A 25,933-nucleotide genomic window follows, 5' to 3' on the forward strand; every position below is an offset into this window, starting at 1 on the left:
TCCCAACATAGATGGAAAACCTGCAGTTAATTTTAACCATTTTACCCGATCTGAACAAAAGTAGCTGTTTTAACTACATGTTTTACATTTAAATCGAATTTTTGAGAGGATTTYTCATAAATAGATGTACATTTTCCAGTTAAACAAAAGTGAAAAGTACTTGTCTCTCTAAGCCTATTAACACCACCAACAACGTCCGACCTCCGAGATCCCGTGCCTGATCCTCTGCGTCCATGCCAAGCAATTACTCATATGTCCGAAGTGTATGGTGCAGTCGTTTATTCRGCATAAAAGCGGCTGCTGTCGCATAATTTGGTAGAAAGTCTATGCGCTTTTTCTGCATTCTCGATCTTCTAGTTAGAGGGGGTACTGCCCAGCTATGCGTCGCTTGACCCGCAAATGGAACCAGTTCACGGCCAAGATCCTTGATCTTCCCCAAGATGTTGTACAGGATTTGCCGCGAATCACGATGATCGGCAACGTACAGCTATATGTTGAGAATCACCGGGGCGTACTGCATTTTTCCAGTGAGATTCTGAAGCTGGAGTTATCGAAAGGAACGCTGGAAGTATGCGGCCAACAGTTGGTCATAAGAGCGATTCTTTCAGAAGAAGTATTCATTGAAGGCATCATCGATCATGTAAAATATATGCCTTAATGTAGTGGTAGTGCGAATGAGAACTGGAGGCTGAGTCATGAAACAATCCCTATTCATTGCCCGTTTGCGTGGCTATGTACGCATACAAATTAGAGGCAAGGACTGCGAAAGGTTGATTCGTCCCATGGTGGTGGGGGGCTTCTCCATTTGGGATATTCAAACTGGCAAAGATGGGAAGCTGGAGCTGTGCATTCTTATCAAAGATTTCTTCCGACTTCGGCCGCTTTTGAAACGGACAGGCTGCAGAGTACACGTGGTGGAGCGATTTGGGCTGCCATTTTTTATGGATAAAATTGGACGGAGAAAAGTGTTATTTGGCGGTATAGCTGCTTTTATTATTAGTCTCTATGTGCTCACGTCATTGGTGTGGCAAGTGTCAGTAGACGGTAATGACCGAATTGCATCGTCTGACATTTTGCAGGCTGCATCCAAGCAAGGCATCCATAAGTTTCAGTGGAAATTTAAGTTGGACAAGACCGAGGAGCTCTCTCGTGCTATTCAGCAGCAACTTCCTAGTGCAGCGTGGGTTGGCGTCGAAATTCGAGGAACGCATATTATCATTAAGGTTGTTGAGGCGACCATCCCTGGAAAAGATCCATTGAAAAATCCACGAAACATTGTGGCATCCAAAAGTGCGCTCGTAACKGAAATACAGTCGGTGAAAGGAAAACCGATGGTTAAACCGAATACCTATGTGCGCAAAGGGGCTATTTTGATCTCAGGTACGATTGGTGATGAGCAAAATAGTCAAATCGTGGTCGCAGATGGTAAGATAAAAGGAGTGGTCTGGTATACCTCCCGAATCGAAGCTCCGCTTACGAAACAATATAAGGTCTTCACGGGTGAAACCGAACATCGAAGTTATCTCGTAGTAGGTTCAAGAGCGTTGCAGCTTACAGGCTATGGGAAGACGGCATTCGAACAATTTGAAACGATACCTGATCGCAAAACATTAGCTTGGCGCTCCTTTTCAATCCCTCTAGGATGGCTTCATGAGAAAATAATGGAGGTACATGTCGTCGAAGAGCCAGTGGAAGCAGCGAACGCGAAAAAGGTGGGTTTAGAGCAAGCTAGAGCCAAATTATTGGCTGCTGCAGGCGAGGATGCAAGGATCGTTGGAGAAAAAATTTTGCATGAAAAAACAGAGAATGGTAAAATTTATATAGACGTTCATTTTGAGGTCGAAGAGAATATTGCTGAAGAACAACCAATAGTGACACAAGGAGAATGAGGCCCTGTTGATAGAAAATGCGCAATCTGTAAAAATTACATTGAAAAATCCAAATGAAGGACTAGCTTTGTTTGGTCCGCAGGATAAATTCTTACATATCATCGAACGGGAAATTGAAGCTCAAATCTTTACGCGCGAAGCCGAAATCACAATTCAAGGCAGAGCTGCGGAAGTGAACTCACTTCAGCAGCTTTTTGAAGTTCTGCTGCAGCTGATTCGTAATAATTACACGGTAACTGAGCGAGATGTTCTATATGCCGTTGAGTTAGCGAAGCAAATGAAAGCAGAACAACTATTGGATCTGTTCAAAGGTGAAATTACATCCACACATAAAGGAAAGCCGATTCGTGTCAAAACGATTGGGCAGAAGAAGTATGTGGACACGATCAAGAAGAAAGATATTGTCTTTGGGATAGGTCCAGCAGGAACAGGTAAGACGTATTTAGCTGTTGTTCTTGCCGTGACGCGATTGAAAGAAGGGGCTGTCAAACGTATTGTCCTCACACGTCCAGCTGTCGAAGCAGGGGAAAGTTTAGGGTTTCTGCCAGGGGACTTACAGGAAAAAGTTGACCCTTATTTACGCCCATTGTATGATGCTCTTAATGATGTCCTAGGGCCTGAGCAAGTTGCGAAGTCACTAGAGCGAGGACTCATCGAAATCGCCCCATTAGCCTATATGAGAGGGCGTACGTTGGATGATTCCTTTATCATTCTGGATGAGGCACAGAACACGACGCCAGAGCAAATGAAAATGTTCCTAACGAGACTTGGTTTCGGTTCCAAAATGGTCATTACAGGCGATGTGACACAGATCGATTTACCCAGAGGAAAGTCATCTGGCTTGGTTGAAGCGTCCCGTATTCTTAGTGGTATTGAAGAACTAGGGTTTATTTATTTTGATGAAGGTGATGTTGTACGTCATTCACTTGTACAGAAAATAATTGTTGCCTATAACGATGAAATGAATAAGTAATGATGTAGGTTGGACAGATAGAGAGGAATGACCTCCGTAATGAAAAATGAAGTGCAAATGAAGGGCAAATTTCATTACCGGCTGAGCGGATGGAAATACAATACAGGCTTAAGAGTAATCTTGTTTCTCATATTGGGATTGATATTCTATGTCACATTGTATGCTAAGCTCGTTCCACAAGTTTTCGACATTACCTTAGGTATGAAGAGTGAGAAGACGATTTATGCGCCAGAGCAGATTGAGAACGCTGTCGCAACAGAGCAAGCCAAAGAAGATGCTGCGAAGCGCGTTCAACCTGTTTATCGGATCGTTAATCTCAAGAATGAAGTTATTAGTGATGCTATTTTTGATAAATTATCTCAGATCAACGCCGATGAAGAAGTGAAGTTCGATGACAAGGTCAGCATTTACCGCCGTGTCATTCCACAACTTATAAGTGATCTGACGAATGATGCCATTAAATCATTGCGCAATAGTGGGCAATATAATGATTTGTTGCTGGAACAAATTCAACTCGGACTATCGGACCAGAAATATCCGCTTCCAGAAGAGGTTTATTTTAAACTGCCTCGCTTGACCAAGGAAGAGCTCGCGGACATGCGTATTGTGACGAAAGATATTGTCACCAAGCTGATGATTGACGAAATCTTGGATGCACAAACAGCCAGGGCTAAGGTTGCAGAAGTGGTGAATACGTCTAACTTAGCGAAGAATACGTCTCGCGAGATGGTAACCGAGATAGCCAGAGCGTTGATTACCCCGAATAAATTCTTTGATCAAAAAGGTACCGATGATGCGAAAGGACAAGCACGGGGCAACATGAAGACCGTTTTTATTAATAAGAATGATGTCCTGGTTAAAGCCGGAGATGTCATTACGGAAGAAATATACACGCGGTTGGAGAAGTTGAAGCTGCTAAAGGATAAAGCGAATCATTTGCCTCAGCTCGGCCTTGGTATCCTTTGTGCACTCTTGTCCTTTGCGATCTTTATATTTGTTAGACAGAGTAACTTACAGGTCAAATACAATAATTCACAACTGGTTATGCTTGTTCTCATCTTCGTGTTGAATATTGCTGGTATGAAAATCATTTCGCTGCTCCAGAATTTTGATTATCCATTTATCGGATATCTGGCACCGACAGCACTCGGCAGCATCTTAATCGCTATATTACTGGATGCACCGCTTGCTTTTATTTCATCGGTTTTGTTCTCTACAATTGCTAGTATTATTTTTAATACAGAACACGATGCGTTATTCGATTTCCGGTTTGGCTTAGTTAGCTTAGTTATTTGTTTTAGCGGTGTATTTACGATTCAACGTGCAAGTCAGCGTGCGACTATTTTGAAAGCCGGCTTAATGATCGCCTTTTTCTCCATGTTAACGATCACGGCGATGCTTTTGATGGAAGACCACTTTCAACAACGAGAAGCACTGATGTCTCTGTCTTTCGCTACTGCTGGAGGACTGGTAACCGTCGTTTTCGTCATCGGGCTGCTTCCGTTTTTTGAAGCTTCATTCGGAATCTTGTCCCCGCTTAAGCTGGTAGAGCTTTCGAATCCGAATCATCCACTGCTTCGCAAGCTGTTAACGGAAACACCAGGTACGTATCATCACAGTGTGATGGTGGGCAACCTGTCCGAAGCGGCTGCTGAATCCATTGGGGCAGATGGGCTTTTGTGCCGGGTAGGTTCGTACTATCACGATATTGGCAAAACCAAACGGCCTAGCTACTTTATTGAAAATCAAACGAATATCGAGAATCCGCATGATCGTATAGATCCGAATCTTAGCAAGTCCATTATTATTGCGCATCCGCGCGATGGTGTTGATATGCTGAAGGATTATAAAATGCCTAAACCGATCCGCGATATCGCTGAACAGCATCATGGGACAACGCTACTGCACTTTTTCTATCATAAAGCGAAGAAGCAAGCTGAAGAAGAGAATAGTGAGAAAGGGATACGTGAAGAGGATTTCCGTTATCCTGGGCCTAAAGCACAATCGAAGGAAGCGGCTATTGTCGGAATTGCAGATAGTGTGGAGGCAGCGGTACGTTCATTGCGTAACCCGACCCTTGAACAAATCGATTCCATGGTAACCAAAATTATTAAATCACGCTTGGACGATGGTCAATTCAACGAATGTGACCTCACATTGAAGGAGCTTGATAAGATCGCCAAAACATTGAATGAAACTTTGTTAGGCATCTTCCATTCTCGCATTGAATATCCAAGTGAATTAACGGMTAAGAAGCCAGGAGCATAAGAAGGAGGGCTTATCCCTATGGCAAGTGTAGATTTGACATTAGCATGGAGCAGTGAACAGGAAGAGAAAGAAATCTCGCCTGCGTTCATTGAAAAGCTCGAGGAGCTTCTCAAGCTTGCAGGTGAGATTGAAGGTGTATCCGAAGGTGAGGTTGCCCTCACGTTCGTTGATGAYGAGACGATCCAAGATTTGAACAAGCAATATCGCAATTTAGACAAGCCTACAGATGTTCTCTCCTTTGCGATGAGTGAATTTGGGGATGATGAGATTCAGATTAACTATGAAGATGATGGTGACGATTCTGAGGGAGAGCTTGAAGAAGGCGAAACCGTATCAGAGGCGTTCATCGAGCCGCTTGGCGATATTATTATTTCCGTACCACGTGCGATTGCGCAAGCAGAAGAATATGGTCATTCTGTCGAACGAGAGCTTGGATTTCTATTTGTCCATGGCTTCTTGCATCTGATTGGATATGATCACCAGAGTGAAGAAGAAGAGAAAGTGATGTTCGCTAAACAGGAGGACATTTTGCAGAAGGCAGGCTTGACACGCTAATGTCAAGCGGCTTCCGTAAATGGCGCAGAAGTTTTCGGTATGCCTATGAAGGAATCAAATATGCACTAGATACGCAGCGAAATATGAAATTTCATTTTTCCGTTGCGTTTCTTGTGTTATTAGCAGCTCTTTTCATTCATTTATCCAAAACTGATATTTTGTTTATTTTGTTGGCCGTCACTCTTATGATTGTCACAGAATTAATTAATACGGCTGTCGAGAAAACGGTGGATCTAGCTATGCCAGACCGCCATCCGCTAGCCAAAATTGCKAAGGACGTCGCCGCGGCGTCCGTATTGGTGTCTGCTATGTTTGCAATCGTTGTCGGCTTAGTTGTTTTCTATGAGCCAGTCGACCGATTGTTAAGGCATGCCAGACTCGAAGAAACTCCGATGTCAGCGGGTGCGATATGGATCTTGATTGCACTAGTCATGCTAACTGTTATCGTGATTGAGACAAGGTTCTCGGACAAAGGGAAACTAGTTAGACCCAGTTTATTAACAGCTATCGCCTTTGCGATTGCTACTGTCATATTGGTATTAGTCACCGAAACAATCGCCGCGTTACTTGGGTATACGCTGTCTATTCTTATCCTTATTGTCTTGTATGATAAGAAAACAAGGCCTTTCCCAGCGCTTTTTTTGGGGGCAATAATTGGTATTGTCGTGACGCTCCTCGCTTTTTCATGCTTAAACATGCTATAACTTAACTATTACTAAAAGGGGTGGGGATGGCTATGAATCCGCAAGAACTCATTGAATTCGCCAAAGAAGCGATGAAGCGAGCCTATACGCCTTATTCTAACTTTCAGGTCGGTGCCGCATTATTGGACGCGAATGGACATGTGCATTTAGGGTGTAATGTCGAAAATGCAGCCTATGGACCGACGAATTGTGCCGAGAGAACTGCGTTATTCCGTGCTATTGCAGATGGGCATCCGAGGGGATCCTTTCAAGCAATCGCGGTAACTGGAGATACGGAAGGGCCGATTTCGCCATGCGGCGTATGTCGACAAGTATTAATTGAATTGTGCGAACCGGAAATGCCTGTTTATTTGAGTAATCTCAAAGGAGCTTTCGTTCAAACGACGGTGGCTGCTTTATTGCCAGGCGCTTTTACAACGAAAGATTTGCACACAAATGGAGGATAAGTAGAAGTGGCCAAAAAAGAATTTAAGTCAGGGTTTGTCGCGATTATCGGACGCCCGAATGTCGGTAAATCAACACTAATGAACCAAATTATCGGACAAAAGATTGCGATCATGTCAGATAAGCCTCAAACAACTAGAAATAAGATCCATGGCGTATATACTTCGGATAATGGGCAAATTGTATTTCTAGACACACCAGGTATCCATAAACCAACATCTAAGCTAGGCGATTACATGAGTAAAGTTGCTCATGGGACACTTGGTGAAGTAGATGCTGTATTATTTTTAGTTGACGTTGCAGATGGTATAGGTGGTGGAGACCGTTATATTATCGAGCAGTTAAAGCATATTGAAACGCCAGTCATTTTGGTCTTAAATAAAATCGACCTCGTTCAGCCTGAGGCGCTGCTTGCCATTATTACGAATTACAAAGACCTGTACAATTTCGCTGAAATCGTACCTGTATCTGCGTTGAAAGGGAACAATGTAACGACGCTTCTCGAGCAAATTATTCGCTACTTGCCGGAAGGACCTCAATATTACCCTGCGGATCAAATTACCGATCACCCGGAGCAATTCGTGTGTGCGGAGCTTGTACGCGAGAAAATTTTGCATATGACAAGGGAAGAAATTCCACACTCTATTGCCGTCCAGATTGAAGATATGCGTGTCGAACCGAATGGAATCGTTCATATCTCCGCGGTCATTTTCGTGGAGCGTGAGTCGCAAAAAGGAATTGTCATCGGTAAACAAGGTGCGTTGCTGAAAGAAATTGGGCGACAAGCCCGTCGGGATATTGAAACACTACTGGGTTCCAAAACATTCTTGGAATTATGGGTGAAAGTCAAGAAAGACTGGAGAAATCAAGACAGAGTCCTTCGAGATCTCGGTTTCCGTCACGAGTAAATTTTTTTCCTAAGAGTTCCAGTTTTTACATCGCATACTGAGGCGCCTAATGCACATCCTATGAACATCACGTTCGATGGGGAGGATGCTGAACATGAAAGATTTTTCGTGGACGTATTTTTCAAAGACCGGTGATGTGGACGCCTATCTGCTGTACAAACAAGTAACGGGAGAACCTGGCATGGATTCAGAAGTGCAAGAAGAGGATCAAAGTAACGAAGAGCCGCTCGATGGTCTGAATATGTGATATAAAGAATTCGTATATTCAGAGCGGCATTCATGGGGGAAGCTATTTGCTGCATAGCGTTCAAGGAATTGTCATTCGTAGCATGGACTACGGAGAAGGTAACAAAATTATTCGTTTATTCACCCCCGAGCTGGGGAAAGTAGGAGTTATGGCTCGCGGAGCGAAGAAACTGAAAAGCAAACATGGCGCCGTTACGCAGCTGTTTACGTACGGCGATTTTGTTTTTTTTAAACAACGAGGTCAGATGGGATCTCTTAACGGTGCCGAAATTATTGAGGCTCATCATGCTCTACGTGAAGACTTGCATAAATCTGCCTATGCTTCCTATTTAGCAGAGATGACGGATCGTATGCTGGGTGATGAAGAGGGGAATAACTACATATTCGAACAGCTTAAGGCTGGTTTGATGGCAATCGAAGATAATAAGGACATGCAAATTGTCACCCATTTGTATGAAATGAAAATGTTTGATTTAGCTGGTTATTTACCAATAACGGATGCCTGTGTTGCTTGTGGTGAAACCGCTGGAATCACGACTTTCGGCCCAAATATGGGTGGTACGTTATGTAGCCGCTGTCGATATAAAGATGCCTCTGCGATTGCCATTGGTGAAGGTGCGCAGAAACTGCTTAGACTTTTTCCAAGAATGGATATGCGCAGATTGGGTTCCGTTCAAGTGAAAGAGGAGACCAAAGAGCAGCTTAAGCAATGCATGCGTGCTTACATGGACATTCATATCGGTGTACAGTGGAAAGCAAGAGGATTTATTGAACAAATGGAGAAATACAATATTTAAATGAATATGTGCTTCAATTGACATGTGTTTCTCCCTTTGTTATGATGTGGTGGAAAACACCTCGCCCTTGTGCTGTCCGCATATCGGTGAGGTTTTTCTCATGCTGTCGTTCTGTTCTGATGTTCTTTACATACAAATGCTAGTGTAGGGTCTGTCCCTGCTGAAAGGGGTTAGGAAGATGGAACATCCACAACCTACTCGTGTTTATGTTGTTTCGGATTCTGTCGGTGAAACAGGAGAATCTGTCGTTCGGGCAGCTGCTATGCAATTTCATCCAGTGCCTGTTGAAATCGTACGTGCTCCTTTTATTCACGATTTCGAGGGTATTGATAAAGTGATCAATGGGATTCGAACGCATGGAGGAATCGTTGTATTTACGCTAGTTATCCCCGAACTTCGGGATGATTTGATTACGAAAGCGAAACAATATGATATTCCCTATATCGATTTGCTTGGACCTGTTGTGACGACGTTAGGAAACGCATTGCGGCAAGAACCGCGCAGACAACCTGGGATGATCCATCCACTGGATGAAGATTATTTCAAGAAAGTCGAAGCCGTTGAGTTTGCCGTTAAATATGATGATGGTCGAGATTTTAGCGGCATTCAGAAAGCCGATATTATTCTATTAGGGGTATCACGTACGTCCAAAACACCGTTATCCATGTATTTGGCACACAAAAGATTGAAAGTGGCGAATGTGCCGTTAGTTCCGGAAATGCAGCCGCCTGCTGCCATTTATACCGTGCCAAAGGATAAGATTATTGGCCTGCGCATTGACCCTGATAAGTTAAATGTAATTCGCCAGGAAAGACTTCGTACACTTGGACTTGCAGAAAATGCAACCTATGCGAATGTAGAACGTATTAAAATAGAACTGGATTTTGCTGATAAAATTATGAGTAAAATCGGGTGTGTCATCTTTGATGTATCAAACCGTGCTGTTGAAGAAACAGCCAGTTTAATAATKGATCACATTGAACATATCTAGTAAGCTTTTATGTTCTGGCTTGCAGGATTTTTTGCAAGTCCATCGTATATAATAGTACGGTGAGATTTCTTCTGAAGGCAGGGGCTGACACTTGAGTGCAAGAAGTATTATCGTTGATGCCGATGCTTGTCCTGTAAAGTCGGAAATCGAACAGGCAGGTAGACAGTTTGGCGTACAAGTTGTTCTAGTTGCTTCATTCGATCATAAGATGAAGGAAAGTCCAGGCGTGAAGGTAGTTCAAGTAGATCGTTCCGATCAATCTGTCGATTTATATATTGCCAATCAGATTCGGTCAGGTGATATTCTGGTAACACAAGACTTTGGACTCGCCGCGTTAGGTTTAGCGAAGGGTTCGATTTGTTTGACGAATCGGGGGCAGGAATATACCGATAGTTCGATTGATTATCTGTTGGAACGCCGCCATGCCTCCGCCAAAATGCGAAGAAATGGTAAGCACACGAAGGGGCCAAAACCCTTTACAGAGACGGATCGCAAAAATTTTCTACATGGTTTGACAAATCTTTTAAAAAAATTGCAGGAAATCGAAAACAAGTAGCGAATAGTAATTAGTCGGAAAAGCGACCTGAATTGTAGGTGGATTGAAATGAGGTACGGGCGCATACCTGAAGAGGTTATTGAGGCTGTACTGAAGCGCCATGATATCGTAGATGTCATTGGCAGGCACGTACATTTAAGCAAACAAGGGCATTATATGAAGGGACTATGTCCTTTCCACTCGGAGAAAAGTCCTTCGTTTACGGTTACACCAGAGAAACAGATATATCGTTGCTTTGGATGCCAGGCAGGCGGGAACTTAATTCGTTTCATTATGGAAATCGAGGGCTTAAGCTTTGCAGAAGCGATTACGAAGCTTGCAGAAGACGCAGATATCCCAATTACTTGGGAAGAGGTATCTGACGAGCAGAATGAGCAGCAGCAAGAAAAAGCTACCCTTTTAAAGGCCTATGAATTTGCAGCCAAATTCTATCATTATGTTGTGGGTAATACTGATCAAGGTAAAGCGGCAAAAGGCTATCTGACCTCTAGAGGGATCTCCGATAAGCTGATTGATACGTTCCAGATTGGTTACGCACCGTTAATGTGGGACACGCTTGTTCAACAATTGGACAAACGAGGATTTGATTTAGCTCTAATGGAAAAAGGCGGTTTGATTTCTGCCAAACATGAAGGCCATGGGTACGTGGACAAATTCCGTGAACGTATCATGTTCCCTATTTGCGACTCTACGGGCAAGGTCATCGCATTTGCCGGCAGAGCCATGGGGGATGCGCAACCCAAATATTTGAATAGTCCCGAATCCATCCTTTTCAATAAAAGTAGGACTTTGTACAATCTGCACCTTTCCCGGCCGAATATGCGAAAGCTTCAGCAAGCCGTTATTTTCGAAGGGTATGTGGATTTGATCAAAGCGTGGGAAGCGGGGATTACCAATGGTGTTGCGACGATGGGCACGGCATTAACCAAAGAGCATGCTGCCTTATTGAACCGCAACGCGGATGAAATCGTCATTTGCTATGATGGTGATAATGCAGGACAATCTGCAGCTTTCAAGAGTATTCCTTTATTGGAAGAGACCGGAAGCCGCGTCACGGTTGCGATGCTGCCAGATGGCAAAGATCCAGATGATTATGTTCGCCAATATGGGTTTGACCGATTCGCAAGGGAGATCATTGGAGCTTCCGTGCCATCGATGAAATATAAGCTCTTATACATCCGCAAAAATTTTAAATTGCATGAGGACGGTGAACGACTACGTTATCTGCAATCCGCTGTGAAATTAATTAGCCAGTTGCAATCTCCTATGGAACGTGAACATTATCTCAAACAGTTAGCTTCAGAGTTTCCTGATTCTTCTTATGAAGCTATGAAGTTAGATCTCCATGAAATCTTATTGCAATCGGAAAAAAACCGACCAGATGGGGATAATAAACCAATTCTGTGGAATAATGTTATGAATAATGGGAGAGCAGCGGAACGAACTAAGAAAAAAACGCCCTCGTTACTACCTGCATATCATAATGCAGAGCGTTTGATTTTAGCTGTAATGATGCACGATCGTGACGTATGTGCTCATGTTGAAGCGCAATTAGGTGACCAGTTTAATGTTGAAGCTCACGCAGTCTTAGCTGCTTATTTATATGCTTACTACGCTCAGTATTTAGAGCCCGATGCAAGCCGATACATTGCCATGCTGCAAGACGAACAGCTGGAGAGCTTGGCTAGTTCCATCGTAATGATGGGAGCTGGTCATGGACTAAATGAACAAGTGATTGACGACTATATTCGCCAAATTCGCAAAGTTCCAATGCAAGAAGAAGTTGAACGTAAGAAAGAAGAACAAGCTCGCGCAGTACGCGAGGGAGACCATCTTAGAGCTGCACAAATTGCAATTGAAATTATTGCCCTAGAAAAACAGTTGAAGTTATCTTAGCTAAACTGACATGACTAGGGAGGAGGGAGTCCGTACCATGGCGAATGATCAGCGTACAGAATTAGAGACAGAATTGACCCTGGACCAGGTGAAAGACCAACTTATAGAGCAGGGGAAAAAACGGWCCTCACTAACTTACAAGGATATCATGGAGAAATTAGCTCCCTTCGATCAGGATCCTGAGCAAATCGATGAGTTCTTTGAACAACTTTCCGAACAAGGTATTGATGTGGGGAATGAGTCAGATGAAGATTCGATGAATCCGGAAGAAAACGAGCGCGATGAATTTAACTTCGATGATGATCTGGCTTTGCCGCCGGGGATTAAAATTAATGATCCAGTTCGGATGTATTTGAAAGAAATTGGTCGCGTACMGCTTCTTTCCGCGGAAGACGAAGTGGGGTTGGCTAAACGTATTGAAAATGGGGATGAGGAAGCGAAGCGTCGTTTAGCAGAAGCTAATCTTCGACTCGTTGTCAGTATCGCCAAACGTTATGTAGGTCGCGGCATGCTGTTCCTTGATTTGATTCAAGAAGGTAATATGGGTCTTATTAAGGCTGTGGAGAAGTTCGACCATACCAAAGGTTACAAATTCAGTACCTATGCGACCTGGTGGATTCGTCAAGCGATTACTCGCGCCATTGCGGATCAAGCGAGAACGATTCGGATTCCGGTACATATGGTTGAAACGATTAACAAATTGATTCGTGTTTCTCGTCAATTGCTGCAAGAATTGGGGCGCGAACCTACGCCAGAGGAAATTGCGAAAGAGATGGATTTAAGCACGGATAAAGTTCGTGAAATCATGAAAATTGCACAAGAGCCTGTTTCATTAGAAACACCGATTGGTGAAGAAGATGATTCACATTTAGGGGATTTTATCGAGGATCAAGAGGCGCTAGCGCCAGCGGATGCAGCGGCATACGAGCTTCTGAAAGAGCAGCTTGAAGACGTACTGGATACGTTAACTGAAAGAGAAGAGAATGTGCTTCGCTTACGTTTCGGACTTGATGATGGACGTACAAGAACATTAGAAGAAGTCGGTAAAGTATTCGGTGTTACAAGGGAACGGATTCGTCAAATTGAAGCAAAAGCTTTGCGGAAATTAAGACATCCAAGCCGTAGCAAACGTTTGAAGGACTTTTTGGAATAAAATCGCTTGGAGTGGGCCCTGCCAAATTCGGCGGGGTCTTTTTTTGCGGTTTTTCATAAAAATTCACTAAAATCTGAGCATTGAATCACCGATAAAGTAGCTAGGAAGGTGAGCGAATAGATGGATGCTGAGAGAAGAAAAGTAATAGTAAAAGAAATCGATCATTGGCGCCGGAGCAAATTGCTTCCCGAGCATTATTGCGATTTTCTAATGAATTTGTATGTGGATGATTTGACCCCTAAACCGGCTTCACTTTTGGGTGTTTCGGCTACAGCTGTAACAAACAGTAATTGGAAAATATGGTTGTTCGCATTAGCGGTAATTGCCGCTCTTGCCTTATCTGCTCTTAATTTTAACTCTTTTGGATTGCCAATGCAAATCGGTATTTCCACACTTTTTGTCATCATTTGTTATGCAGTCGCATACAGACAATTTAGTCGTACGCCTGTCATTGCCTATGTCTTGTGCGGCATAGCATCTATTGCTATGTTACTTTTGGGGTTACATATAATGGATATGTCGGGTATCCACACGTCAACTACGTATATCGGATATTTGGCATTTTGCAGTTGTATTTGGTTATTTAATGGCTTGATTGGTCGAATGGCGATTTTCCAAATTTGTGGATGGCTTGGGCTAGTAGGGACATATAGTTGGTTGTTGATGCAAAAATTAGAGCATCCTGCTTGGTTTTCACTTGAATTAAGCTGGGTTCCTGTAAGTGTTGTACTCATATGGATGGCTTGGCTTGCACATCACACGAATAAACAAGCGGCTAGCGTGCTCATGCTAGTAGGAGGCTTGGTTTGGTTTATTCCTGAGGCCATGACATTCCTTGTGGATATCGAAATGAGCTCGCGTCTCATTCAAATATCTTTTACAGCCAAATTAGTTTCAGTAGGCGTAGCATTATTTTTGCTGCGAAAAAAATGGGTAGAGTGGGTAATGTAGCATATGGTTAAATTATCGAAAAGACTTCAAATGATTGCTGATCGCGTGCCAGTGGGCTCAAAAGTAGCCGACATTGGTTCGGATCATGCTTTATTGCCAACCTATTTGGCGCAGCAAGGGATTATCGTAGCTGCGGTAGCAGGGGAAGTAAACCCTGGACCTTTCGAGGCAGCGCAAAGACAGGTGCTCGAAAGTGGTTTATCTAAAGTCATTCAAGTCAGATCGGGTGATGGTCTTGCCGTAATTGAAGCCGGTGAAGTGAATGTCATCACGATCGCTGGCATGGGCGGCAGCTTGATGGCGAGCATTTTAGAGGCAGGTAAATCGAAGCTTCCAGGCGTTCAGCATTTGATTTTACAACCGAATGTGGGTGAAGATCATGTGCGCCGTTGGCTGCTAGCCAATGGCTGGAAGTTGGAATCAGAGACTATCCTTGAAGAAGACGGCAAAATCTATGAGATTCTAACAGCAGTGGCAGTCTCAGAATCGGAACGCAGCACATTAGGAGCACTTTATGAAGAGCGTCAACTTTCAGGTGGATTCACCATATCGAAGGAACGCTTGCAACAGATGGGGCCTTATTTAATTAATGAGGCTCCTGAGGTCTGGTTTATGAAGTGGGAAAGTGAACTGAAGAAACTTGCCATGATCGTAGATCAGTTAAAGCTGTCCACGGCAGAAGCGTCTATTGCAAAAGCAGAGCAAGTGAGCCAAGAAATGCAGGAAATAAAGGAGGTACTTGCATGCTTGCAAAAGGTCAAACCGTAATCCAGCTATTTGAACAGCTGGCTCCTAAGCATTACGCGATGGCAGATGATAAGATCGGCCTACAGCTCGGCTCCCTTCAGAAAGAGATCACGAAAGTGCTTGTTGCCCTTGATGTAACAGATGCCGTTGTTGATGAGGCTATTGAATCCAAAGCCAACCTTATTATCGCGCATCATGCGATTATTTTCAGACCTCTGGCTCATCTGCAAACAGAAACACCAGCAGGTCGTTTATACGAGAAATTAATTAAGAATGATATCGCTGTGTATATTGCCCATACGAATCTGGATGTGGCAGAAGGCGGCGTTAATGATTTGCTCTCGGAACAACTTGGCCTAACAGAAATGACGCACTTGGAAGATGTACATACGGAGAAGCTGCAGAAGCTCGTCGTCTTCGTACCTGAGACGCATCATCAAGTCGTGCTGGATGCCCTATTTAAGGCTGGAGCAGGCGGCATTGGCCAATACAGCTCCTGCAGCTTCAATATCCCCGGGACGGGGACGTTCCTGCCGCAGGAAGGGGCGACTCCGTTTATCGGGGAAGTTGGGAAGCTGGAACGCGTACAAGAGGTACGCGTGGAGACGATCGTAACCGCTAGCGTGCAGCGCAAAGCGGTTACTGCGATGCTGAAGGCCCACCCCTACGAGGAGGTGGCCTATGACCTCTACCCGATGGACCTCAAGGGTAGAGTGTTCGGTTTGGGCCGCGTGGGCAAGCTGCCCGCGGCCATGACACTTCGCGAGCTCACTGAGCACGCGAAGGCTGTGTTCGACGTGCCGACGGTACGCGTCGTCGGCGATCTAGCACGGCCCATCCGCAAGGTGGCCGTGCTGGGTGGCTCTGGCGGCCGCTACATGCGGCACGCCATGTTTGCCGGCGCCGATGTGCTGGTCACCGGCGACATCGACTACCACACTGCGCACGATGCGCTCGCGGCAGGGTTAGCCCTCCTCGACGTTGGGCATAACGTCGAGAAGATCATGAAGCGCGGCGTCGCGGATTATCTTGCCACGCAGCTAGCCAAGACGGATACGCAGGTGCTCGCATCCGCGGTTAATACGGAGCCGTTTCAATTCGTCTAGGCAGCTTAAGGATGTTTCTGGAAAGAAAGGAAACGACCATGTGTTGTAATTCGAAGACATTCCTAGTATACTAGCCTATGCAATGGAAAGTTTGACAGACAATCGCTGGCTATGGGTAAGCCATAGCGAGAGGAAAGTCCGGGCTTCATAAGGCAGGGTGCTGGATAACGTCCAGTCAACGCGAGTTGAAGGATAGGGCCACAGAAATGGACCGCCGATGGCTTGAAATATAGCACAGGCAAGGGTGGAACCGTGGTGTAAGAGACCACGAGGTTCTATGGTGACATAGATCCTGGTAAACCCCACTTGGAGCAAGACCTAGTGGAACGCAAGCTRCTTTCGAGGCAGCAGTCTTCGCCTGAGACGCGTTCGGGTTGGTCGCTTGAGCTGTGCAGCAATGTACGGCCTAGATAGATGATTGTCGCTTCAATAGTGGCAGGGGAGCAGACGCCCGTTATGACCACTGGAAGTACAGAACCCGGCTTATGGCAAACTTTCCACTCAGTCGGTTACCCGCAAGGCATCAGCTTTGCGGGTATTTATTCTAAAATCAATAAAACCTTCAATCCCGCTAAATGGGGGGATTGAAGGTTTTTAACTGTGCATGGAAGGTGGTGAGTGTTCTATTTCTCAAGCCCCAAGCTGCCCGCATATTTCTTCGGTACAAGATGTAATTGGCGTGCTAGATCCTGCGGCCAGTAGGACAAAGGCGATGTATTCTGCTTCGCCATTTCAAGTGCTTTGACGACATCGATGACGCCATAACCAAAGTATTTGTCATGACCTTTGTCGCCAAGATCCTGTGCGGACTGCCTCATAATTTCATATACGTCCGTATTTTTCAAATTGGGATTAGCTGATCGAATTAACGCAGCGAGTGCCGTCACATGGGGACTAGCCATGGATGTACCTGATAAGGCAGCGTATTGATTATTTGGATACGTACTGGCGATGGTGACACCTGGCGCAGTCACATCAATATAGTCGCCATAATTMGAGAAGGGCGCTTTCTCATTCTGTGAATCTATAGCGGCAACTGCAAATACCTYAGGATAAGCGGCGGGATATCCGGGCTGCTCGGTATTGTCATTTCCGCTAGCCGCGATGAGGGCRACATCCTTATCATAGGCATATTGAATAGCATCATGGAGAAATCCTGAATCTGCGTAATTACCGAGACTGAGATTCATGACTTTTGCACCGTGATCCGTTGCCCAAATAATCCCTTGAGCTACCGAATAGGTGCTGCCAGCACCTGTCTGATCTAGCACTTTAACGGGTAACACTTTGTTAAACCAAGTCATCCCCGCAACACCTAGCTKATTGTTGACAAGAGCTGAAATGACGCCTGTGACATGTGTACCATGACCAACATCATCTTGCGGATTATCAGTTCCACTAATGACATTGTAACCAGGGAGTAACTGTCCTTGCAGGTCGGGATGGGCCTTATCTACACCTGTATCAACAACGGCAACAATGACATTATCGGCGCCGCGATTTAGCTGCCAGCCTTGTAACGTTTCGATCAGCGGCAGATTCCATTGATATTTTTGATATAAATTATCATTAGGCGTGAAATTTGAAGAGACTGGTGTTTGCTTACTATGTGAATTGGTGCTGGATGGGTTTGAATCCGTTTGTTCTTGATCATCATAGTAATCATTGGTCATATAAAGAAAGTGTGGTTCAACATACACAACATCCCATTTACTGAAATAAGCGATCAACGACTTGGCGTCTCTATCGTTTGTTCGGAAAACGTAGGTATAGCCTAGTTTTTGCGCAGATGTTGCATGGATTTCATTTTTAATTTGATTGAGCTGATCTTCTGTTGGATCTGTTTTGAAACGGACGACGACTTCATTCTGATGATAGTGGCTAGTCCCTTGATTATCTTCGGGATGATCGACAATCTTCTCATTCAGCGTATTCGTTTCAACGGCTTTTACTTTCCAATGGTTCTCATTGGGATAAGGTTCAAGTCTTAAGTTTTTCATCTGATGATCGGTCACTTGTGCGAGTACATCTTGATGAATGACCCCGATAAGTGACTCCTGACCATTGGTTGAAGGGGTACCTTGGACGAAGTAAACGTGATGTCCAGCACCAAATTTAGGTGATTGGTAAATCTCGCCCCTATCAACGGCTGCTTTCGCTTCCTTCAAATAGGTTGCGGCCTGGTCTGTATAAGCAGTGGGGAGTTCGCCGGATTTGATGCCTTGCTCCCAAGTTTGGCCGCGCTTAGACCATACAAGCACATCCATTTTCTCATGGTGATTTCGCATGTTTTTCAAAACGTTGGTTACAGGCTCACCGCTTTCGATCTGACCGAGCATGGTCGTATAATCGACAGCACATTGACTTCTGCAAAGTTCATCTGTAAGTTTTACATCTTGTTCTAATAACGCAAGCTTGGACGTTGTTTCATACTTCGCACTGTAAACCTCAGGACCAGGTCTGGTCCGATGTTGGGGTTGATGAGGGAAGAGGATTACTCCTAATCCCAGAACAACCGCAAGGGTGGAGAGATAACGCCACATGATCATGCCCTCCTTTTTGTTTGTAGAAAAAGGTCAACTCGTTAATGAAAACATTTTATCTAAGAGTAGGGTTAGGCGAGCGGGTATCTTTTATGCATGGTAACTGGTGTTTTACATATACCACTTCCGGATAAATTATGGTAGGATAGAAGTAGCGCAATTATAGGAGGTCTTCTAACATGGCTGTTTTTAATGTGAAAAATGTTTGTGATTCCACGCGTACGAAACTCAAAGAAACGACGGCCAAAATGGAACTGTTTCTTAATCAACATTCGCTCTCACAGTTAAATGTGGAAAATGATCCAGCAATGGATGAATTTTACCGCGGGTATTTACAAGATACTCGTCATCTTCTAGTGTTTTGTGAAGTGGCATATGAGAAATTGGGCGTTAGCTTAAGACGTCCTACTTTTAATGTTGATTTTTCGGAAAAAGTGCTCTATGAGGTATACCATACATGTGTTAATACCTTTTTCTATCCTAAGAACGAGTGCTACTCTGAAGATGGTCGTTACGCTTATACAGGACAAGATGCGATTCGTTTCCGCAAGAAACCATCACGTGAAGTACGTGATTTAACGATCGAATTGTCCAAGGTGTTCGAAGAGCTTCGTGAAGATCTTGCTTACTATGAAACAGATTACATTACACAGCGCCGTATGCAAGGCGAAAAAGTTTAATAATCACAAAGAAACCAACAAAGGGATGCGGCCATAACGCATCCCTTTTTATATAAAAAGGGAGGAAATCGTCATGGAACTAGAACATTTAGTCAGCGTTAGTAAAGACATCATTAAGCTGAATCAACATCCTAGTGGAGGTTACGTGGCTTCTCCTCTTTTTTCAACCTATTCCTATAGTTGGCTGCGCGATGGCACTTTTATAGCAAATGCGATGGATCGTGTAGGAGAAACGAGAAGCGCTGAGCAATTCTATCGCTGGGTGAATCGTGTTCTGAAAGACAAACGCCCGCGGCTAACGGAGCTATTGCGAAAACACGAGAATAGGGAGTGGATTGATCGTTCCGAGTTTTTAGGGACAAGGTATCACTTGGATGGGCGGGATGATCACTCTGAATGGGGTCACTTCCAGTTGGATGGTTACGGCGCTTGGATCTGGGGGCTTGTCGAACATATACGCATGACTGGTCATACTACACTTCTGGAAGAGTTCAGGGAAAGTATTGAGATAACTGTTGATTATATCATGACATTCTGGCATTACCCGAATTTTGATTGCTGGGAGGAATATCCCGATTATGTCCATCCCGCAACATTGGCTTGCTTATATGGCGGACTGAAGGCGTTAGGTGAGCTAGAAGGGCGTCCGGACTTGATTGAGAAAGCTGATCTCATACGACTTTTCATACATAACCATGCTGTTCATGACGGGCGTTTCGTAAAATCTATTCATTGTGTGAATGAAGTTTGGCAGCCTGCTCTATTTGGTGTGGATGCAAGCCTGATGTGGCTCGCCTTACCTTTTGGTGTTTGTGAACCCAATGACCCGATGATGCTTCGAACGGTGCAAGTAATTGAAGCTGATCTCAAACATGACGGAATTCAGCGCTACATTGAGGATCGCTATTACGGTGGTGGTGAGTGGCTGCTACTGACCGCTTGGTATGGTTGGATCCAGTTTGAACTTGGAAATAAAGAAGAAGCTCAGCGCTGTTTGGCATGGATAGCAAGTAAAGCTGATGAGCTCGGACGTTTACCAGAGCAAGTAGATGATCATCTTCGCGAAGCGTCGGTGTATAAGGAATGGAGTGAGAAGCATGGTGATCCTGCACTTCCGCTGTTGTGGTCACACGCCATGTTCTTGGTCTTATCTGACAGACTTAACTAAGCATAGTTCACTCCTGAGGCGGGCAAATTGTTAAGGGGGTGATAATGATGCCAGCAGTTAAATGCGCAGTAGCGAATTGTGAATATTGGACACAAGGAAACAACTGTCATGCGGACACGATTATGATTGAAATTGATCAGCACGCTCATGCTAGCTACAATGAAGAATTTGCTTCAGAGGAATCGTTTGATACTACTCATCATGATACTGCAACCAAAGCGGCTAATACGTGTTGCCACACGTTTAAGGCTGCGACTAAACACTAGGTATGTGTAACGCGGAGGTAGCATGAATAAAGAGGATAGTTCTTTAGACAATGCCACCAAGGAGCGATTCCAGAAGAGTCAGCTTCATCTCGAAAGCGGACTTCATGCCCAAGAAGAATATGCAGCTGAGATTGCTGTACCTCAGACAAGAATAAGCCGAGATTATAAATCCAGTTCGACCTCGAAAGTTTCTGATGAGGAAGTCGCTGAGCTCGTAGAAGCGGTAACACGTAATAAAGCAGTGGGGTATATTGCACTCTTTGTTGCTCTGGCCTCTTTATTTGTATGGCCAGTACTGCTTGGGATTTCAGGTATTATTCTCGGAGTTATTGCTTTTGTAATGGGGAATAAGAGTTTGGGTTCTTGGTCCGTTGCTCTTGGTTTTATTGCTGTTGCCGCCTATTTTTTATTGATTCCATATTATTCCTAGCAAGCAAAGCAAGCTGAGAAATCGGCTTGCTTTTTATTTTTTTATGAAAAAAAGGTGGAAAAKAGCTTAAGAATGCCACTATTCTTGTGTAAAAGCGCAAGAATGGCTCATTTTAATGTGTTTACGCCCATTTGCTCGTACTATTTGGCTTCAAGTGTCATATTCGCACCTTTGAATGATTACAGTATTATTATATAATGAATAGTGATATTTAATCTAATTAAAATCGAAAATTAAGGGAGGTGTACCTACTCTCCTGGGTGCAGCTTTTGCACTTGTTAGGGGATAGGTAAGGTATTGGAAGATCCTTTGCCCGAAACGTTAATCAGTTTTCTGTTAATGTTTGGACTAGTGTTGTTAAACGGTTTTTTTGTCGCAGCAGAATTTGCAATGGTGAAAGTGCGTGGAAGTCGGATTGAATCGCTTGTCGGTGAAGGCCGGCGTAATGCGAAGTTTGCACAAGGTATTATGAATAATCTTGATGCTTACCTTGGTGCGTGTCAATTAGGAATTACACTCACCTCATTAGGACTTGGTTACGTAGGTGAACCGACGTTCGCCAAAATTTTAGAGCCTTTGTTCGCTCCGCTGGGATTACCAGACTCCGTTTTTCACACGATTACATTTATTATCGCTTTTTCTTTAATGACTACTCTTCATATCACATTAGGTGAACAGTTTCCTAAGACGTATGCGATCCGTAAAGCGGAACAAATTACGTTGCTCTCCGCAGGACCCATGGTATTATTCTATAAAATGATGTACCCGTTCATTTGGACATTGAATGGCATTTCGAATTGGATGTTGCGCCGTGCTGGGATTGAGCCTACAACGGAACATGAATCTGCGCATACGGAGGACGAAATTCGAGTCCTGATGCAGGAAAGCCACAAAAACGGACTAATAGATAACACAGAGCTCACGCTTGTTGATAATATATTCGGATTTGCTGAGACGACAGCACGCGAGATTATGATTCCTCGTACAGAAATGGAATGCTTATACGCAGGACTTTCTTATGCGGAGAACTTAGCTATCGCGATTAAAGAAATGCGAACACGTTACCCTGTGTGTGATCCAGATAAGGATAACATCATCGGTTTCGTTCACATTAAGGATTTGCTGAAGCCAGATGCTAACTTGAAAGGCATTAAGAAAATCATTAGACCGATTACGACAGTACCGGATTCCATTCATATCAGTGATTTGCTGAAAATGATGCAGAAACGCAAGAGCCAAATGGCTTTGCTCATTGATGAATACGGCGGTACTTCAGGTTTAGTGACGCTGGAAGATATTATGGAAGAGATTGTTGGTGAAATCCAAGATGAGTTTGACGAGGAGCGCCCAACGATTGAAATGAAGGATGAGAATACATTCTCAATAGATGGACTGTTGTTGATTGATGAAGTCAATGATTACTTTGGACTTGAAATCGAGTCAGATGACTATGATACGATCGGTGGTTGGATTTATTCACAAACAGAAATTCCTCCTAGTCGTAATCAACAGGTAAGTTATAATGACGAGTTTATGTTTATCGTTGAAGAAACCGATCATTTGCGCATATCACGTGTCACAGTGAGAAGATCAATGAATGATAATGAAATGTTGCAACAGAATATTTCTTGAAAGGCAAGAGKGGACAGTCATTAGACTGTCCTTTTTTTATGCATGCGAATAAAAGTATAGTCGTCAGGGCTCAAAACGTGTACAATGAAAACATCGAAAATGGAAAAGTGAGGTCTGAGAATGAACAGCATCTCGAATACGCAAGCAATTGACCCTAGAGTGTTGAAGGAGCTGCTTCAGCTTCAGACGATGAGTAAATTAAGTCTTTTCGCTGATAACTCCTCATCTTCAAGCTCAGATGAAACCAGTGATTTTAGTGAGCTTTTGAACACTTTGATGGGCCAAGGTGTGGGTATGGGGACTGATCCGCTAGACACATCTGATCTTAATCAATCGCTAAGCAACCTGCCAAGCGCGTTAGGCGCTTTGAATAAATCATATACACCTTTGCAGTCGCTCTCACAGTCAACATCGGTTACACAGTTTGAAGGGCTCATTGGGCAAGCTAGTTTGAAATATGGCGTAGATACCTCTTTGGTTAAAGCGGTCATCCAGCAAGAGTCTTCGTTCAACCATCAGGCGGTTTCCTCCGCAGGTGCCAAAGGATTAATGCAGCTTATGGATGGGACAAGCAGTGGTTATGGAGTCACGAATCCATTTGATCCCAAGCAGAACATAGACGCAGGTACACATTTCCTCAGTGGATTGCTAAAGAAATATAATGGGAACGAAGGTGTTGCGCTTGCTGCTTACAATGCTGGTCCTGGTCGTGTCGATCGCTTAGGGATAAAGACAGATCAAGATTTGCTCAGTAAGCTGCAGTTCTTGCCAAAAGAGACGCAAGCGTATGTATCGAAAGTGCTCGATCATCGTGCTAAATTTTCTCTATAACTACGGTATCAATGGGCTGGTTTTCGCATGTGCTATGCGGAGATCGGCTTTTCGCATTGTTGCCTATTAACTTGAGTTCTCATCGGATATACGTTTTAATAGGAAAAGCATCCCATGAAACAAGAAACAATTAGTTTAGGGGTATGAAGGGGAATCTGCAAACCATGCTTTATATGGATTACGCGGCAACGTCGCCGCTTTATGAAGAAGTTATAGATACCATCGCGGAAGTGATGAAATCCCATTACGGAAATCCATCCTCAATTCATCGTCTTGGTGTAGAAGCGGAAAAGCTTCTGCAGAGCGCGAAAGGAGTCATAGCTACATCGCTTAAGGTATTCCCGAGTGAAATCATATGCACTTCTGGCGGGACTGAGAGTAATAACTTAGCGATTAAAGGCGTAGCCTACAACTACCATCAACGAGGTAAGCATCTGATTACTACACAAATCGAGCATCCATCCGTTAAAGAAGTATTTGTTGGACTTGAGCATGAGGGATTTCGCGTTACCTATTTGCCTGTCTCAAAGACTGGCTGCGTAAAGCTAGAGGATCTTCAAGCGGCAATAAGTGAGGATACGATCCTTGTTAGCATCATGTATGTGAATAATGAGATAGGTACAATTCAACCAATTCAAGAAATCGGTCAATACCTCGCGGGTTTTCCGAAAATCATATTTCATGTGGACGCTGTCCAAGGCGTTGCTAAGCTTCCTTTAGAACCGAAGATGTGGGGAATCGATCTCTGCAGTGCTTCAGCGCATAAATTTCGAGGACCGAAGGGTGTTGGGTTCTTGTATCGGAGAGCAGGCGTACAGCTCAAGCCATTGCTTGCAGGAGGGGGACAAGAATTTGGCGTGCGTTCAGGTACGGAAAACGTCCCTTTGATCGTGGGCATGGCCAAAGCACTTCGAATCAGCATGGACAATCTTGCAGAGAAAATAGTTCGTAAGCAGGCATTCAGGCAGCAATTGTTGGCCGGTATCGGTGCAATACCAGAGCTTTCGATTTCAGGCTCTGAGGTGGAGCAGGAGATGGCTCCTCATATTGTTCATTTTGCTTTTGCAGGAATGAAAGCAGAGGTCGTCGTACATGCCCTTGAGCAGAAGGGGATCTACATCTCTACGAGATCGGCATGTTCTTCTGGTGAGTCAGAGCCTAGTGAGGTCATGCTGGCATTGGGTTATCAGCGTGATGTGGCTGCTAGCGGCTTAAGAATAAGCTTTTCTGATGAACATCAAGCGCAAGATATAGCGCTATTCCTGCGCTCATTACAAGAGGTGGTCAAGGAGCTTGCTCCCATGAGAAATCCATCCGTCATCCATAGGGGGAAGCGAAATTGAAACCGGATTGTTTAATATTACGTTTTGGCGAAATGATGTTAAAAGGTAAAAATCGCAAACGATTTGAACAGAGTGTGATGATTCAAATACGTAAAGTTTTAAGTTCTTTTCCTGATGTTAGGTATATTCCTGAGTTTGGACGCGTATATGTGGAGCTAGGGGGTGCCGCTTATGAACAGGCTTCTGCTTCCTTACAGCGTGTTTTCGGACTTGCATCTTTCAGTCCAGCTTATCATGCGCCATTAGAACTAGCGTCAATTCAGGAGACAGCGCTGCGGATGATGCAGGCATTACCTAAGCAACCGGCGACCTTTAAAGTAACTGTTCGCAGGGTCAATAAATCATTTCCACATGACTCTCAGCAGATGAATTACTTAGTTGGCGGCTATGTGCTTCAAGCGATTCCGGGGTTACAGGTGGACGTTCGAAAGCCTGAGGTTGAATTGCGAGTAGAAATCCGAGAGGATAAGGTGCTTTTATACGTTGAAGTCATTGAAGGGGCTGGGGGATTCCCGTCAGGTACAAGTGGCAAAGCGCTGCTCATGCTGTCTGGTKGTATTGATAGTCCTGTTGCAGGGTGGTTAGCCATGCGCAAAGGATTGACGATGGAGGCTATTCATTTCCATAGTTACCCCTATACCAGCGAGCGGGCGAAGGATAAGGTCATTCAGCTTGCGAATCAGTTGGCAGGCTACACGGAATCCCTAAAGCTTCACATGGTATTTTTCACGGAGGTTCAAACCTCCATTCATCGTGTTTATCAGGATAATCTGCTGGTCACGCTTATTAGAAGGGCAATGTACCGAATTGCTGAACGGATTGCTGAGCGTGAAGGACTCGGAGCCATAGTTACTGG

Annotated in this window: 26 protein-coding genes and 1 other RNA gene; 26 read left to right on the forward strand and 1 reads right to left on the reverse strand. The window is 44.3% G+C overall.

Annotated elements, in window-relative coordinates; all coding sequences use genetic code 11:
* Window positions 1-379 precede the first annotated feature (379 nt).
* From yqfC to rnpB, 18 genes are all read left to right on the forward strand, one after another.
* Window positions 380-658 (forward strand): sporulation protein YqfC, encoded by a 279-nt coding sequence (gene yqfC / locus AC1DLM_RS29110; RefSeq protein ID WP_171635236.1) that lies wholly within the window; start codon window positions 380-382, stop codon window positions 656-658.
* Window positions 659-695: 37 nt separating this feature from the next.
* Window positions 696-1,889: a sporulation protein YqfD gene (gene yqfD, locus AC1DLM_RS29115; RefSeq protein WP_441988954.1), complete on the forward strand. Its 1,194-nt coding sequence runs from the start codon at window positions 696-698 to the stop codon at window positions 1,887-1,889.
* A gap of 7 nt (window positions 1,890-1,896) precedes the next feature.
* Window positions 1,897-2,862 carry a PhoH family protein gene (locus tag AC1DLM_RS29120; protein WP_441988955.1) on the forward strand — a complete coding sequence of 322 codons (966 nt, stop codon included), beginning with the start codon at window positions 1,897-1,899 and terminating at the stop codon, window positions 2,860-2,862.
* A 39-nt stretch (window positions 2,863-2,901) separates the two neighbouring features.
* Complete coding sequence (locus tag AC1DLM_RS29125) at window positions 2,902-5,130, forward strand: HD family phosphohydrolase (protein ID WP_477571923.1); 2,229 nt, start codon at window positions 2,902-2,904, stop codon at window positions 5,128-5,130.
* Window positions 5,131-5,148: 18 nt separating this feature from the next.
* Entirely contained in the window at window positions 5,149-5,685 is a 537-nt protein-coding gene (gene ybeY / locus AC1DLM_RS29130; RefSeq protein WP_171635240.1) for an rRNA maturation RNase YbeY, read from the forward strand.
* Entirely contained in the window at window positions 5,685-6,389 is a 705-nt protein-coding gene (locus AC1DLM_RS29135; protein ID WP_441988957.1) for a diacylglycerol kinase, read from the forward strand. The genes ybeY and AC1DLM_RS29135 overlap by 1 nt, the downstream gene beginning before the upstream one ends.
* 32 nt (window positions 6,390-6,421) lie before the next feature.
* Entirely contained in the window at window positions 6,422-6,835 is a 414-nt protein-coding gene (cdd, locus tag AC1DLM_RS29140; protein WP_056609726.1) for a cytidine deaminase, read from the forward strand.
* Between the two features lie 6 nt (window positions 6,836-6,841).
* Complete coding sequence (gene era, locus AC1DLM_RS29145; protein WP_056609724.1) at window positions 6,842-7,741, forward strand: GTPase Era; 900 nt, start codon at window positions 6,842-6,844, stop codon at window positions 7,739-7,741.
* Window positions 7,742-7,835: 94 nt separating this feature from the next.
* On the forward strand, window positions 7,836-7,988 hold the full coding sequence (locus tag AC1DLM_RS29150) for a YqzL family protein (protein WP_082593664.1): 153 nt from the start codon (window positions 7,836-7,838) through the stop codon (window positions 7,986-7,988).
* Between the two features lie 46 nt (window positions 7,989-8,034).
* The gene (recO, locus tag AC1DLM_RS29155; RefSeq protein ID WP_441988958.1) at window positions 8,035-8,784 is read left to right on the forward strand and encodes a DNA repair protein RecO; all 750 of its coding nucleotides are present in this window, start codon (window positions 8,035-8,037) and stop codon (window positions 8,782-8,784) included.
* A 178-nt stretch (window positions 8,785-8,962) separates the two neighbouring features.
* Window positions 8,963-9,775 (forward strand): pyruvate, water dikinase regulatory protein, encoded by an 813-nt coding sequence (locus tag AC1DLM_RS29160; protein ID WP_477571924.1) that lies wholly within the window; start codon window positions 8,963-8,965, stop codon window positions 9,773-9,775.
* A 91-nt stretch (window positions 9,776-9,866) separates the two neighbouring features.
* A complete protein-coding gene (locus tag AC1DLM_RS29165; protein WP_477571925.1) occupies window positions 9,867-10,331 on the forward strand; it encodes a YaiI/YqxD family protein in 465 nt (154 codons plus the stop codon).
* A 48-nt stretch (window positions 10,332-10,379) separates the two neighbouring features.
* Window positions 10,380-12,227, forward strand: coding sequence for a DNA primase (gene dnaG / locus AC1DLM_RS29170; RefSeq protein WP_441988961.1), 1,848 nt, complete (start codon window positions 10,380-10,382; stop codon window positions 12,225-12,227).
* A 37-nt stretch (window positions 12,228-12,264) separates the two neighbouring features.
* Window positions 12,265-13,380 (forward strand): RNA polymerase sigma factor RpoD, encoded by a 1,116-nt coding sequence (rpoD, locus tag AC1DLM_RS29175; protein WP_477571926.1) that lies wholly within the window; start codon window positions 12,265-12,267, stop codon window positions 13,378-13,380.
* Window positions 13,381-13,500: 120 nt separating this feature from the next.
* Complete coding sequence (locus AC1DLM_RS29180; protein ID WP_441988962.1) at window positions 13,501-14,331, forward strand: hypothetical protein; 831 nt, start codon at window positions 13,501-13,503, stop codon at window positions 14,329-14,331.
* Window positions 14,332-14,334: 3 nt separating this feature from the next.
* On the forward strand, window positions 14,335-15,099 hold the full coding sequence (locus tag AC1DLM_RS29185; RefSeq protein ID WP_441988963.1) for a tRNA (adenine(22)-N(1))-methyltransferase: 765 nt from the start codon (window positions 14,335-14,337) through the stop codon (window positions 15,097-15,099).
* The gene (locus AC1DLM_RS29190; protein WP_441988964.1) at window positions 15,075-16,184 is read left to right on the forward strand and encodes a Nif3-like dinuclear metal center hexameric protein; all 1,110 of its coding nucleotides are present in this window, start codon (window positions 15,075-15,077) and stop codon (window positions 16,182-16,184) included. The genes AC1DLM_RS29185 and AC1DLM_RS29190 overlap by 25 nt, the downstream gene beginning before the upstream one ends.
* 86 nt (window positions 16,185-16,270) lie before the next feature.
* Window positions 16,271-16,685, forward strand: an RNA gene (gene rnpB, locus AC1DLM_RS29195) — RNase P RNA component class A.
* A gap of 122 nt (window positions 16,686-16,807) precedes the next feature.
* Here the strand turns inward: rnpB and AC1DLM_RS29200 are convergent.
* Window positions 16,808-18,727 carry a S8 family peptidase gene (locus tag AC1DLM_RS29200; RefSeq protein ID WP_477571927.1) on the reverse strand — a complete coding sequence of 640 codons (1,920 nt, stop codon included), beginning with the start codon at window positions 18,725-18,727 and terminating at the stop codon, window positions 16,808-16,810.
* A gap of 179 nt (window positions 18,728-18,906) precedes the next feature.
* Between AC1DLM_RS29200 and AC1DLM_RS29205 the strand changes: the two genes are divergently transcribed.
* The 8 genes from AC1DLM_RS29205 to thiI form a co-directional block, all read left to right on the forward strand.
* Window positions 18,907-19,407 carry a YpuI family protein gene (locus tag AC1DLM_RS29205; protein ID WP_145656973.1) on the forward strand — a complete coding sequence of 167 codons (501 nt, stop codon included), beginning with the start codon at window positions 18,907-18,909 and terminating at the stop codon, window positions 19,405-19,407.
* Window positions 19,408-19,480: 73 nt separating this feature from the next.
* Window positions 19,481-20,575, forward strand: coding sequence for a glycoside hydrolase family 15 protein (locus AC1DLM_RS29210; protein ID WP_441988966.1), 1,095 nt, complete (start codon window positions 19,481-19,483; stop codon window positions 20,573-20,575).
* A 44-nt stretch (window positions 20,576-20,619) separates the two neighbouring features.
* Window positions 20,620-20,841, forward strand: coding sequence for a DUF1540 domain-containing protein (locus tag AC1DLM_RS29215; protein WP_376769532.1), 222 nt, complete (start codon window positions 20,620-20,622; stop codon window positions 20,839-20,841).
* A 22-nt stretch (window positions 20,842-20,863) separates the two neighbouring features.
* Window positions 20,864-21,271, forward strand: a complete 408-nt coding sequence (locus AC1DLM_RS29220) for a hypothetical protein (protein WP_441988967.1) — start codon at window positions 20,864-20,866, stop codon at window positions 21,269-21,271.
* Between the two features lie 339 nt (window positions 21,272-21,610).
* Complete coding sequence (locus AC1DLM_RS29225; RefSeq protein ID WP_441989122.1) at window positions 21,611-22,903, forward strand: hemolysin family protein; 1,293 nt, start codon at window positions 21,611-21,613, stop codon at window positions 22,901-22,903.
* A 120-nt stretch (window positions 22,904-23,023) separates the two neighbouring features.
* Complete coding sequence (locus tag AC1DLM_RS29230) at window positions 23,024-23,734, forward strand: lytic transglycosylase domain-containing protein (RefSeq protein ID WP_441988968.1); 711 nt, start codon at window positions 23,024-23,026, stop codon at window positions 23,732-23,734.
* Window positions 23,735-23,898: 164 nt separating this feature from the next.
* Complete coding sequence (locus tag AC1DLM_RS29235) at window positions 23,899-25,077, forward strand: cysteine desulfurase family protein (protein WP_477571928.1); 1,179 nt, start codon at window positions 23,899-23,901, stop codon at window positions 25,075-25,077.
* Window positions 25,074-25,933, forward strand: an 860-nt coding sequence (thiI, locus tag AC1DLM_RS29240) for a tRNA uracil 4-sulfurtransferase ThiI (protein WP_477571929.1), incomplete at its 3' end; no start/stop codon positions are given. The genes AC1DLM_RS29235 and thiI, both read left to right, overlap by 4 nt.

The organism is Paenibacillus sp. 01T442, assembly GCF_056398345.1.

Excerpts from the sequence above, each read along its gene's own strand:
- AC1DLM_RS29220 (WP_441988967.1), top strand. The coding sequence starts at position 20,864 with ATGAATAAAGAGGATAGTTCTTTAGACAATGCCACCAAGGAGCGATTC.
- yqfC (WP_171635236.1), top strand. The coding sequence starts at position 380 with ATGCGTCGCTTGACCCGCAAATGGAACCAGTTCACGGCCAAGATCCTT.
- cdd (WP_056609726.1), top strand. The coding sequence starts at position 6,422 with ATGAATCCGCAAGAACTCATTGAATTCGCCAAAGAAGCGATGAAGCGA.
- AC1DLM_RS29235 (WP_477571928.1), top strand. The coding sequence starts at position 23,899 with ATGCTTTATATGGATTACGCGGCAACGTCGCCGCTTTATGAAGAAGTT.
- AC1DLM_RS29190 (WP_441988964.1), top strand. The coding sequence starts at position 15,075 with ATGCTTGCAAAAGGTCAAACCGTAATCCAGCTATTTGAACAGCTGGCT.
- AC1DLM_RS29150 (WP_082593664.1), top strand. The coding sequence starts at position 7,836 with ATGAAAGATTTTTCGTGGACGTATTTTTCAAAGACCGGTGATGTGGAC.
- AC1DLM_RS29185 (WP_441988963.1), top strand. The coding sequence starts at position 14,335 with ATGGTTAAATTATCGAAAAGACTTCAAATGATTGCTGATCGCGTGCCA.
- AC1DLM_RS29210 (WP_441988966.1), top strand. The coding sequence starts at position 19,481 with ATGGAACTAGAACATTTAGTCAGCGTTAGTAAAGACATCATTAAGCTG.
- AC1DLM_RS29230 (WP_441988968.1), top strand. The coding sequence starts at position 23,024 with ATGAACAGCATCTCGAATACGCAAGCAATTGACCCTAGAGTGTTGAAG.
- AC1DLM_RS29215 (WP_376769532.1), top strand. The coding sequence starts at position 20,620 with ATGATGCCAGCAGTTAAATGCGCAGTAGCGAATTGTGAATATTGGACA.
- dnaG (WP_441988961.1), top strand. The coding sequence starts at position 10,380 with ATGAGGTACGGGCGCATACCTGAAGAGGTTATTGAGGCTGTACTGAAG.
- AC1DLM_RS29180 (WP_441988962.1), top strand. The coding sequence starts at position 13,501 with ATGGATGCTGAGAGAAGAAAAGTAATAGTAAAAGAAATCGATCATTGG.
- AC1DLM_RS29225 (WP_441989122.1), top strand. The coding sequence starts at position 21,611 with ATGTTTGGACTAGTGTTGTTAAACGGTTTTTTTGTCGCAGCAGAATTT.
- AC1DLM_RS29205 (WP_145656973.1), top strand. The coding sequence starts at position 18,907 with ATGGCTGTTTTTAATGTGAAAAATGTTTGTGATTCCACGCGTACGAAA.